The organism is bacterium, from assembly GCA_019912885.1.
GTDB lineage: Bacteria > Lernaellota > Lernaellaia > JACKCT01 > JACKCT01 > JAIOHV01.
This window is the reverse complement of the sequence record JAIOHV010000203.1, coordinates 59,585-70,101: the sequence shown is the minus strand read 5'-3', so window position 1 is coordinate 70,101 and position 10,517 is coordinate 59,585. Positions and strand designations below refer to the sequence as shown.

The 10,517-nt window shown below is 65.6% G+C and carries 10 protein-coding genes; all 10 read left to right on the top strand.

The window, feature by feature from the left end; translation table 11 throughout:
- Window positions 1-602 (top strand): DUF2155 domain-containing protein (locus K8I61_18200; protein MBZ0273977.1); only part of this gene is annotated, 602 nt, incomplete at its 5' end.
- Window positions 595-1,923, top strand: a complete 1,329-nt coding sequence (gene ccsA / locus K8I61_18195) for a cytochrome c biogenesis protein CcsA (GenBank protein ID MBZ0273976.1) — start codon at window positions 595-597, stop codon at window positions 1,921-1,923. The genes K8I61_18200 and ccsA, both read left to right, overlap by 8 nt.
- 162 nt (window positions 1,924-2,085) lie before the next feature.
- Window positions 2,086-2,475, top strand: a complete 390-nt coding sequence (locus tag K8I61_18190; GenBank protein ID MBZ0273975.1) for a response regulator — start codon at window positions 2,086-2,088, stop codon at window positions 2,473-2,475.
- A 9-nt stretch (window positions 2,476-2,484) separates the two neighbouring features.
- The gene (locus tag K8I61_18185; GenBank protein ID MBZ0273974.1) at window positions 2,485-3,312 is read left to right on the top strand and encodes an undecaprenyl-diphosphate phosphatase; all 828 of its coding nucleotides are present in this window, start codon (window positions 2,485-2,487) and stop codon (window positions 3,310-3,312) included.
- 1 nt (window position 3,313) lies between these two features.
- A complete protein-coding gene (gene gmd / locus K8I61_18180) occupies window positions 3,314-4,285 on the top strand; it encodes a GDP-mannose 4,6-dehydratase (GenBank protein MBZ0273973.1) in 972 nt (323 codons plus the stop codon).
- Window positions 4,285-5,238, top strand: a complete 954-nt coding sequence (locus K8I61_18175) for a GDP-mannose 4,6-dehydratase (protein MBZ0273972.1) — start codon at window positions 4,285-4,287, stop codon at window positions 5,236-5,238. The genes gmd and K8I61_18175 overlap by 1 nt, the downstream gene beginning before the upstream one ends.
- A complete protein-coding gene (pseC, locus tag K8I61_18170; GenBank protein MBZ0273971.1) occupies window positions 5,235-6,431 on the top strand; it encodes a UDP-4-amino-4,6-dideoxy-N-acetyl-beta-L-altrosamine transaminase in 1,197 nt (398 codons plus the stop codon). The genes K8I61_18175 and pseC overlap by 4 nt, the downstream gene beginning before the upstream one ends.
- 47 nt (window positions 6,432-6,478) lie before the next feature.
- The gene (locus K8I61_18165; protein MBZ0273970.1) at window positions 6,479-7,453 is read left to right on the top strand and encodes a glycosyltransferase family 2 protein; all 975 of its coding nucleotides are present in this window, start codon (window positions 6,479-6,481) and stop codon (window positions 7,451-7,453) included.
- A gap of 68 nt (window positions 7,454-7,521) precedes the next feature.
- The gene (locus K8I61_18160; GenBank protein ID MBZ0273969.1) at window positions 7,522-8,295 is read left to right on the top strand and encodes a hypothetical protein; all 774 of its coding nucleotides are present in this window, start codon (window positions 7,522-7,524) and stop codon (window positions 8,293-8,295) included.
- Window positions 8,285-10,510, top strand: a complete 2,226-nt coding sequence (locus K8I61_18155; protein ID MBZ0273968.1) for an ATP-dependent RecD-like DNA helicase — start codon at window positions 8,285-8,287, stop codon at window positions 10,508-10,510. Before K8I61_18160 ends, K8I61_18155 begins: the two co-directional genes overlap by 11 nt.
- Window positions 10,511-10,517: the final 7 nt, after the last annotated feature.

The window sequence follows — 10,517 nt, the reverse complement described above, 5'->3', positions numbered from 1 at the left end:
GTACCGGCGGCATGGGCGCCGGCGGCATGGGCGCCGGCATGGGCATGCAGAAAAAGGAATACGAGATTGTCGTGCCCGAAGAGGTGAAAGAGAAGTACAAGGCTGTCGATATCCGTTTCGGCAAGCGCGAAGGCGGCGAGCCCACGACGATCAGCGTGCCGGTCGGCGAGAGCGTCAAGCTTGGCGACTCCGGTCTTACCCTCACCGTCAAGGCTTTCCTGCCCGCGTTCTACATGGACAGCGCGCGTATCTCGTCGGTCACCGCCGAATTGAAGAACCCCGCGGCCAAGGTGACGATCACCGAGGGCGACAAGGAGCTTTTCGACGGTTGGCTGTTTGCGAAGATGCCGGGCGTCCATCCCTTTGAGCACCCGACCTGGAGCGTGACGCTCGCGACGGGCGCCGACGCGGAAGCGGCCCAGGCGAGCGCGGCGCAGGCAAAGCACGCGGCGCTTGACGGGCACGAAGGATGCGACCACGCGGCGGCGGCCCCGGCCGATAACGCCGAATGCGCGCACGCGGACGCCGGATTCGACCATGCGGGCGAATCCCCGGACGGCTGCTGCGGCGGCGCGAAGGGGAAGGAGGCGGGTCATGCATGAATTCGTGCAGGCCATGCTCGGCTCGTTCCGCGAGGGCGGATCCGCGGGCGTGGCGATCGGGTTCTTCGACCTGTCGTTCCTGATCTTCATCGTCTCGACGATCGGGTATACGACGTATCTCGTCCGCCGGACGACGATCCCCTGGATCGTTGGTTTTGGCGCCCTTCTGACCGGTATCGCCACCATGACGCTCGCCCTGGCGCTGCGTTGGATCGCGGCAAGCTGGGAGCATCCGCCCTGGACGAACCTGTACGAGTCGCTCGTCTTCTTCTCGTGGGGTCTCGTGATTTCGTACGCGGTGGTCGAGTGGAAATACAAGGTGAAGGTCGTCGGCGCGTTCGTGGTGCCGCTCGTGATGATCGCCCTTGGCCTGGCGTCGATGTCCGGAAACAAGGAGATCACGCCGCTGATGCCCGCCCTGCAAAGCATCTGGCTGCATCTGCACGTGTTCGGCGCATCGATCTCCTACAGCATGTTCATCGTCGCGTTCGCCTTCGCGGTGCTCTACCTGTATCGCGACGGTCTTTCGATGCCCTGGTTCCACGGCTCGGCGAGCGCGCTTTCCGCGCTTTGCATCGTGATGGTCACGAAAGGGCAGGTGATCTTCGGCTCGTTCCCGTTCGTCCGGTCGGTGATGCACAACGGGCAACTCTACAAGGACCAGGTTCCCGGCTCGAATCCGCCCGTTTTCAACTACGTCGAGCTTAAGGGCGTCGGCACGTTCGCGTTCGTCGTGTTCGCGCTGTTCATCGCTAGCGCGGTGATATCCTGGCGTAACCGCGAGACGAGCGATCCGAAAAAGCTGCGTTTCTCGTTCTGGGCGCACTTCCTGCCGACGGTGCTGATGGGCATGATGCTCTTCCACATCGGCCGCTCCTCGACCACGGTCGCGAACTTCACGCTCGCGCATAACGTGTACGGCTTCGCGCTTGTGGTCACCGCGTTTTTCTTCGCGGCGATGAGCCTTGTGCTCGACGGCGTGCGCGACAAGATGATGGACCATCTGCCGGCCGCGCGCACGCTCGACACCATCACGTACAAGGCGGTGATGGTGGCGTTCCCGCTGCTTTCGTTTGTCATCATCTCCGGCGCGATCTGGGCGAACAACGCCTGGGGCCGCTATTGGGGATGGGATCCCAAAGAGACGTCCTCGCTCATCACCTGGGTCGTCTACCTGCTCTACCTGCACACGCGCGTCACCAAGGGGTGGATGGGACGCAAGACCGCGATCATCGCGATCGTCGGCTTCGTCAGCGTCATTTTCACCTACCTCGGCGTGAACCTCGTGATTTCCGGATTGCATTCCTACGCCGGCGCGTAGGACGTACCTCCTCCAATTGCCATCGGGCCGGCGAATGCCGGCCCTTTTCTTTGGGGGACCGGGATCGCGAAGCGGGAAAATCGCGTAAAATCGATCGGCGAAGCCCCGTGCGCTTGCGGCGGCGCGGCCTTGGGGTTAAATGCGACGGGGAAGGAGCCGCGAATGCGCAGGCGACGCAAAGGACGCACGGTGCTGGTCGTGGACGACGACCCGGCCTCGCGCCGGCACCTCACGGGCATGCTGGAGCGCGCCGGCCTCGTCGCACTTGCGGCGGACAACGGAATGCAGCTCGTGCGCATGCTGACGGTTTCGCAGCCGGACCTCATCGTCATGGACCCGGCGCTCTCCTGGCTCGACGGCTACGAGCTTTGCCGCATCATCAAGAATCGCAAGGACTGGTCACGCATCAACGTCGTCATGCTGACGAGCCGCCAGGAGCCGGAGGTTCGCGAGCGCGCCTTCGCGGCGGGATGCGAAGAGATTTTCCAAAAACCGGTCAGCTCCGAGGCGCTTGTCTCCGGCGTTCGCCGCCTGCTTCAGATTCCCGCGTAATCCCGCGATATGATCGACGAAAGCGCGCGCTCGTTTATCCTTGGCATCGTTCAGGGCCTGACCGAATTCCTGCCGGTCAGTTCCTCGGGGCATCTGGTCATTGGCCAGCACCTGCTGGGCCTTGCCGAGCCCGATCTTCTGCTCGACACCGTCCTACACGCCGGCACGCTTCTGGCCGCCCTGATCTTTCTTCGCCCGCAACTGTCTGAGATCGCCGGCGCCCTCGCGCGGCTTCCCGGCGACCTGAAGCGCGTCAGGCATTGGCGTGAAGACGCGGGCCTGCGCTGGCTCGTTTTCGTTGTCGTCGCGTCCATCCCGACGGCGATCGTCGGCCTGGCATTCGAGGAATCGTTCGAGCGCATGTTCGGCTCCGTGCTTGTGGTCGGAATCATGTTGTGCGTCACCGGCGTGATGCTACTTTCGACGTTGCGGTTCCTCGCTCGCGATCCTTCCGCGCATTTGGGCATCGCGCGCGCGTTTCTGATCGGGCTGGCACAGTCCGTGGCGATCACGCCGGGTATCAGCCGGTCGGGGGCGACGATCTCCGCCGCGCTGTTTCTTGGCGTCCATGTCGAAGAGGCGGCGCGCTTTTCCTTTCTGGCGTCGGTCCCGGCGATTCTCGGCGCGACCGCCTTGCAAATCGCGAAGATCGACGCCATGGACTCCACGCGCCTCGTCTCGCTTTCGGTCGGATTCCTCGCCGCGGCCGTTTCGGGTTACGTTGCGCTGGCGTGGCTGTTCGCGCTATTGCGCAAACGGCGTTTTCCGGTTTTCGGAATCTATTGCCTGACGGCCGGATTGATCACGATCGGATTCGCGTTGACCCTGGAGAACTGAAATGCCCACCGCGCTCATCACCGGCATCACCGGACAGGACGGCTCCTACCTCGCCGAGTTCCTTCTCGAAAAAGGCTACGAGGTCTTCGGGATGGTGCGTCGCTCGAGCTCCGAAACGCACGAGCGCATCGCGCACATCCGCGACCGCGTCACGATCGTGCAAGGCGATCTGCTCGACGACAACTCGCTGATGCTCGCGCTCGAGGCCTCGCGCCCGGACGAGGTCTACAACCTGGGCGCGATGAGCTTCGTGCCGACGAGCTGGTCGCAGCCCGTGTTGACCGCAGAGTTCACCGCCGTCGGCGTCACGCGGCTCTTGGAGGCCGTGCGGCGCATCAATCCGAAAATCCGCTTTTATCAGGCATCGAGCAGCGAGATGTTCGGCAAGGTGCGCGAGGTGCCGCAAAAGGAAACCACGCCGTTTTACCCGCGTTCGCCGTATGGCGTCGCCAAGTGCTACGGTCATTTCATCACGGTGAACTACCGCGAATCGTACGACATGTTCTGCACATCGGGGATTCTGTTCAATCACGAATCGCCGCGCCGGGGGCTCGAGTTCGTCACGCGCAAGGTCACGCACGGCGTGGCGCGGATCAAACTCGGCCTGACGGATCACCTCGCCCTCGGCAACCTGGACGCCGAGCGCGACTGGGGATTCGCCGGCGATTACGTCCGCGCCATGTGGCTGATGCTCCAGGCCGACGCGCCGGACGACTTCGTCATCGCGACCGGCAAGGCGCATTCGGTGCGCGAACTGGTCGAGATCGCCTTTGCCCGCGCGGGGCTTGACTGGAACGACTTCGTCCGCGTGGATCCGCGCTTCCTTCGCCCGGCGGAGGTCGATCACCTGGTCGGCGATCCGGGCAAGGCACGGGAGAAGCTCGGCTGGACGCCCAAGGTCGATTTTCGCGGCCTTGTCGAGATGATGGTCGACGCGGACCTGGAACTGCTCAAAAAGGCCGCGCGCGGCTGATGCGCCTTTGCGTCACCGGCGCCGCCGGATTCGCCGGCCGGCATCTCATCCGTCACGCGCTCGAAATGGGCGACGAAGTTTCCGCCTTCGTCATCAGCCCCGAAGACGCAACCTTGCTTCGAGCCCTTTTCACCGGCATTGAGATTCTCGCGGTCGACGTCGCGGACGCTTCCGCGTGCGTCACGGCACTCGATTCGGTCCGGCCCGACGCCATCTGTCATCTCGCCGGCATCGCGTTCGTGCCCGCGGGCGATGCGCATCCGAACGCGCTTCTCAACATCAACACGCTCGGCACGCTGAACATGCTCGAGGCCACGCGCGCTGCCGCGCCGCACGCGCGTTTCGTCCTGGCGGGATCGGCGGAGGTCTACGGGCTGGTGCCCGAAAACGCCCTGCCCGTCGGCGAGGATCGCCCCGCCGCGCCGCATACGCTCTACGCGCATTCCAAACTGTTCGCGGAAAGTCTCGTAAGGCATTACGCGCGCGCGCACGGGCTGGACGCGCTGACGCTGCGCCTTTTCAACCACATCGGGCCGGGGCAGTCGCCGGGCTTTGCCATCCCCTCTTTCGCGAGCCAGATCCGCCGCATCCGCGACGGCCATGCGGAGCCCGTGCTTCTCGTCGGCAATCTCGACGCGCGCCGCGATTTCACCGACGTGCGCGACGTGGCGCGCGCTTATCGCCTGGCGGCGACGCCGGGCGCCGCGAGCGAGTCCGCCGTCAACATTTGCAGCGGCGTCGCGCATCGCATCGGCGACGTATTGAACGCGCTCATCGCGCTTGCGGGCGTGGAGGTGCGCGTGGAGGTCGATCCCGCGAGACTGCGTCCGCTGGATGTGCCGATTTTCGTGGGACGCAACGACCGGGCCAAACGCCTGTGGGACTGGACGACGACGATCCCGTTCGTGACGACCCTGCGCGACATCCTCGCCGGCGCCAAGGATACCGCATGAAGCGCCCGCTCCTTGCGATCGACGGCGGCAAGCCGGTGCGCCGCAAGACACTCGGCTACGGCCGCCACCTCATCGACGAGCGCGACATCGCGGCCGTCGCGCGCGTGCTGCGTTCGGACTATCTCACGCAGGGTCCGCTTGTCGATGAATTCGAAATCGCCTTCGCGAAATACGCCGGGCGCAAACACGCCGTCGCCTTCGCCAACGGCACGGCCGCGCTGCACGGCGCGTATCACGCGATCGGCCTTGGACTGGGAAAGCGCCTTTTGACAAGCGCGATGACCTTCGCCGCCACCGCGAACGCCGCGCGCTTTCTCGGCGTGGACGTCGAATTCGCGGATATCGACGAAACGAGCGGCCTCATCGATCCCGCCGATGTCGAACGGCGCGTACGCGCGGCAAAGCCGGATGCGATCGGCGTGGTGCACTACGCGGGCTCGCTTTGCGACATGCCCGCGCTGCGCAAGATCGCGCGGCGCGCGGGCGCGGTGCTCGTTGAGGACGCCTGCCACGCGCTTGGCGCGACCGGATACGGCGCGCAGGCCGGCGCGTTCGGCAAGGTCGGCGTGTTTTCGTTTCATCCCGTCAAGGCGATCACGACCGGCGAAGGCGGCATGGTCGTCACCGACGACGCGCGCCTCGCGGATCGCATGCGCACCTTCCGCACGCACGGCATCGTCCGGCCGCCGCGAGCCGTCAAACGCGAAGGCGCGTGGTATTCGGAGATGGTGGAGCTTGGATTCAACTATCGCCTCACCGATATGCAATGCGCCCTCGGGCTGACGCAGCTTGCGCGCTACGACAAACGGCTGGCAACGCGACGGGCCATCGCGAAAATGTACGATCGCCATTTCGCCGGCGACGCGGACGCGCGTCCGCTGGCCGTCCCCGGCGGCACGGCAAGTGCGTATCACCTCTATCCGATCCTGATCGAGGATGGCGCCTTCGCCGGCGGACGGCGCCGCGTTTTCGACGCGTTGCGCGCCGAGGGCATCGGCGTGCAGGTGCACTACGTCCCCGTCAACGCGCATCCGTATTATCGCAAGCAGGGGCACGATCCGCGCGACACCCCGCGAGCCGCCGCGTTCGCGCGCCGCGAGATTTCGCTGCCGATCCAACCGGGGATGACCGATCGCGATTTCGACGACGTGATCAATGCTTTCGAGAAGGTGCGCGCGGGCCTGAAGCGCTAAGCCGCAAGCCTGATGGACATTATGGGCGTCATGGACATGATGGACGCATGGACACGGATCGCCCGCGAACGTCCAGCGCGGCTGCCGTCACGGCGTGCGTCGTCAGTTTCAATTCCGCGCCATTACTGCGCGATTGCCTCGAGGCCTTCGTGGCGCAGGACGGCGTCGAAACGCACGCGATCGTGCACGACAACGCATCCGCGGACGATAGCATCGCCATCGCGGAAGCGACGCCGCGAACGCGCGTTCTGAAAAGCTCGCGCAATGTGGGGTTCGCGGCCGGCGCGAATACCGCCGCGGCGCTCGCGGTAACGCCATTTGTCCTGTTTCTAAATCCCGACGCGATACTCGCACCCGGCGCGCTGCGTCGGCTCGTCGAATCGCTTGCCGAGGCGCCGCCGTTCGTCGCCGGGGTCCAGCCCAAGCTCATCTTTCCCGGGCGCACCGAACGCGGCTCGCGGCTGATCGACTCGACGGGCATCGAGCTGTCTCTCAAAAATCTCTCCCCCGTCGATCGGGGCGCGGGCACGCCGGACGAGGGGCAGTTCGACGGGCAGACGCACATCTTCGGCCCGACCGGCGCGTGCGCGTTGTGGCGGCGGGACGTGCTCGAGAAATTGACGGTCGAGGGGCAGATCCACGACGAGCGATTGTTCGCGTATTACGAAGACGTCGATCTCGCGTGGCGCGCGAATGAACTTGGTTATCGATTCCTGTTCGTGCCGGAAGCCCTCGCAACGCACGCGCGCAAGAACCCACCGCATCACGGGCCGTCGGTCGATGCGCGCGCGTTCGCGAACCGCTACCTCATCCTCGTCAAGAACGCGCCGTTGGGGATTTTGTGGGGCACTTTTTTGAAGACCCTCCCCTACGAAGCGCTGCGCTGGGCGTATAAAAGCCTGACTCAAAAACGATTCATCGAGGCGTGGTATCAACTCTTCGAAAATCTGCCGGCGGCGCTCCGCCAGCGCCGGGAGATCCGCCGCCGCGCGCGCGAAGCCGCGCGATTCCCGCGCGCCTGAGCGCGCGAGGGCGACCGGTTCGCAACGGCCCGCCAAGAATGCTATTTTGTCGTGACCGGAGGTGATTCTTGCCGTCGGAGCGGGTACTTTTTTACGAGCGCATCCAGGATCTCGTCCGCGCGGCGCAGCGCGTGCTGGACCAGCGTCTTCGTATCAATTTCCTCGGCGAGCGTCTGCTTTCGTACACCGACGACGAAACGCTCGACGCGCTCGACATCATTCGCGAGCTGGCCACCACGGGCGACCAGGACGCCCGCGACGCGTGGGCGCTTGTCGTCCATCCCGAAACGCTCGTCGAGCGCCTCGACCCCTTCCGGAAAAGCCGTCTGTATCACATGGCGGTCCGGCGCGAGGACGAGGCCGTCGTCGCGCTTTTTTCCGAGGGCATGGCCGCGCGCCGCTCCGACCGCGTCGCGGACGCGTTTTTCAACTACGGCTTGCCCGAAAAGACGCTCGGCGAACGCGTCGCCAAGGCGCGATCCACCGACAAGGCCACGCGCGAGCGCGTGCGTTACGACATCGAGCCGCGCGTCATCGAAACGTATCTGACCAATCCGCGCACGACGGAAACCGACGTGGTGCGCCTGGCCGCGCGCCGGCCCGCCGATCCGAAGATCCTCTCGACGATTTTTCGAAACGAACGCTGGATATCGCGATACATGGTGAAACTCGCGGTGGCGCGCAACCCTTATGCGCCGGTCAACATCACGCGCAATCTCCTGCCTCAGCTTCTGCGCAAGGATCTGCTCGACATCAGGGACGATCCTTCACTTCACATGGAGATCCGCCGCGCCGCGCTCGATCTTCTCGAGGACAAGCGCAAGTCGAATTATGACGCCTGATTCGACGCCGGGTCTCTTTCCGATCACGGACGCCGCGGCGCCCGCAAACGGCGAAACCCTCTCCGGCACGGTTTCCAGGGTCATTTTCGAAAACGAGGATTCCGGATTCGCCGTTCTCGCCATCAGGCGCGACAACGCGCCGGATGACGCCGTCACGGCCGGTCCGCTCGCGGGGATCGCCGCGGGCGAGCGTATCGAGGTCAGCGGCGCGTGGGAGCAAACCAGGCGCGGGCGCCAGTTCACCGCGCGCTCCTTTCGATTCCGCCTTCCCGAAACCGCGCTTGGCGTGCGCAAATATCTCGCCTCCGGCGTCATCAAGGGCGTCGGCGTCAAGACGGCCCAGGGTCTTGTCGACCATTTTGGCGTCGATACGATCCACATCCTCGATCACGAGCCGCATCGCCTCGCCGAGGCCCGGGGCGTCACCGCCAAGCGCGCGAAAGCCATCGCCGACGCCTGGAAGACGCGCCGGCGTTATGGCGAGATCGTCGTCTTCCTGCAGAGCGTCGGCCTTGCGCCCAACATCGCGCGGCTTGTCATCGGCGAGTTCGGCGATCGGGCGGCCGAGGTGATCCGGCAAAAACCCTACGAACTGGCCCTGACCGTCAAGGGCATTGGTTTCGCGACCGCGGATCGCATCGCCCAGGCGCTTTCCGTCGGACGCGACGCGCCCGAACGCCTGGCCGCGGGCGTCGTGCACACGCTGCGCGAAACGATCGACGAGGGCCACGCGGGATACCCCTGGCCGCGCCTGCTCGAACGGGCCGCGCGCCTTCTCGAAACGCCGCCCGATCGCGTCGAATCCGTGCGCGAGATGCTCGTCGAGCGCGGTCTTGTCGTCATCGAGCCGGCGACGGGCGAGCGCCCCGCGTTCGCGTTCGCGCCGTCCTTGCGCGACGCGGAGGTCGACGCGGTGCGCGGCCTCTGCGCCCTCGAATCCGCTCCCTCGCGCCTTCGCGCCTTCGACCGGGATCGCGCGATCGCGTGGCTCGCGAAGCAGGGGTACGACCTCACGAAACGCCAGGCCGACGCGGTCGTCGCCGCGTGCACGCAAAAGGTTCTCGTCATCACCGGCGGGCCGGGCACCGGAAAGACGACCATCGTCCGCGCGATCCTCGACGTGCTCGATGTGCTCAAGGGCGAAGGCGTGCTCGCCGCGCCGACGGGCCGCGCCGCCAAGCGCCTTTCGGAGACCTCGGGCCGTCCCGCCGCGACGATCCATCGCCTCTTTCAGCTCCGCCCGGGCGCGCGCGTCAAGGCCGGCGCGCGGGTGGACGTTGACGTGCTTGTGATCGACGAGGTGAGCATGCTCGATCTGCCGATGCTCGCCACGATCACCGCGTCGATCGCGCCGCACACGCACCTCGTTCTCGTGGGCGACGCGGATCAGCTCGCCTCCGTCGGCCCCGGCAATGTTCTGGCGGACCTGGTGCGCTGCGAACGGTTTCCGGTCGTGCGTTTGACGGAGGTGTTCCGGCAAAAGGAACAGAGCCTCATCATCGAGAACGCGCTCGGCATTCTCGAAGGACGTATGCCGCGCCTTGTCGATGATCCGAACGCGGACTTTCATTTTCTCGAACGCGGCTCGCCCGAGAGCGCGCTCGCCACGATCGTCAAGGTCGTCGCCGAGCGGCTGCCCAAATCGTTCGGACTCGATCCGTTCCGCGATATCCTCGTCCTGGCGCCGATGCATCGCGGCGCGGCCGGCGTTTCGCGCCTGAACGAGGAGCTTCAACGCGCGTTGAACCCCGTCGGCCCGTCGATCGAACGCGGCCCCTACACGTTCCGGGTGCGCGACCGCGTGATGCAGACCGCCAACGATTACGACCGCGAAATCTTCAACGGCGATATCGGTCAAATCGCCTCGGTCGATCCGCAAGGCGAAAGCGTGAAGGTCGATTTCGACGGACGCATCGTTCCCGTGTCGCGCGCGCAGCTTGGCGACCTGGTGCTGGCATACGCGGTCAGCGTTCACAAGTCGCAGGGCTCGGAGTACCCGGCCGTCGTCATCTCGCTGTCGATGCAGCACGTCATCATGCTGAACCGGCAAATCGTCTACACCGCCGTGACGCGAGCGCGCGACCGCGTCGTCGTCGTCGGCAGCAGCCGCGCCATCGAAACGGCGCTTCGCGGCCGGCGCGGCGGCGACCGCTTCGGTCTGTTCGCGGGGCGCATGCGCGCGGCCGGCGTTGTGCCGCTCGCGCCCTCGCCTTAACATGGCG

Coding starts and splice junctions, on each gene's coding strand:
- K8I61_18175 (MBZ0273972.1), top strand. CDS start 4,285: ATGCGCCTTTGCGTCACCGGCGCCGCCGGATTCGCCGGCCGGCATCTC.
- pseC (MBZ0273971.1), top strand. CDS start 5,235: ATGAAGCGCCCGCTCCTTGCGATCGACGGCGGCAAGCCGGTGCGCCGC.
- K8I61_18190 (MBZ0273975.1), top strand. CDS start 2,086: ATGCGCAGGCGACGCAAAGGACGCACGGTGCTGGTCGTGGACGACGAC.
- gmd (MBZ0273973.1), top strand. CDS start 3,314: ATGCCCACCGCGCTCATCACCGGCATCACCGGACAGGACGGCTCCTAC.
- K8I61_18165 (MBZ0273970.1), top strand. CDS start 6,479: ATGGACACGGATCGCCCGCGAACGTCCAGCGCGGCTGCCGTCACGGCG.
- ccsA (MBZ0273976.1), top strand. CDS start 595: ATGCATGAATTCGTGCAGGCCATGCTCGGCTCGTTCCGCGAGGGCGGA.
- K8I61_18185 (MBZ0273974.1), top strand. CDS start 2,485: ATGATCGACGAAAGCGCGCGCTCGTTTATCCTTGGCATCGTTCAGGGC.
- K8I61_18155 (MBZ0273968.1), top strand. CDS start 8,285: ATGACGCCTGATTCGACGCCGGGTCTCTTTCCGATCACGGACGCCGCG.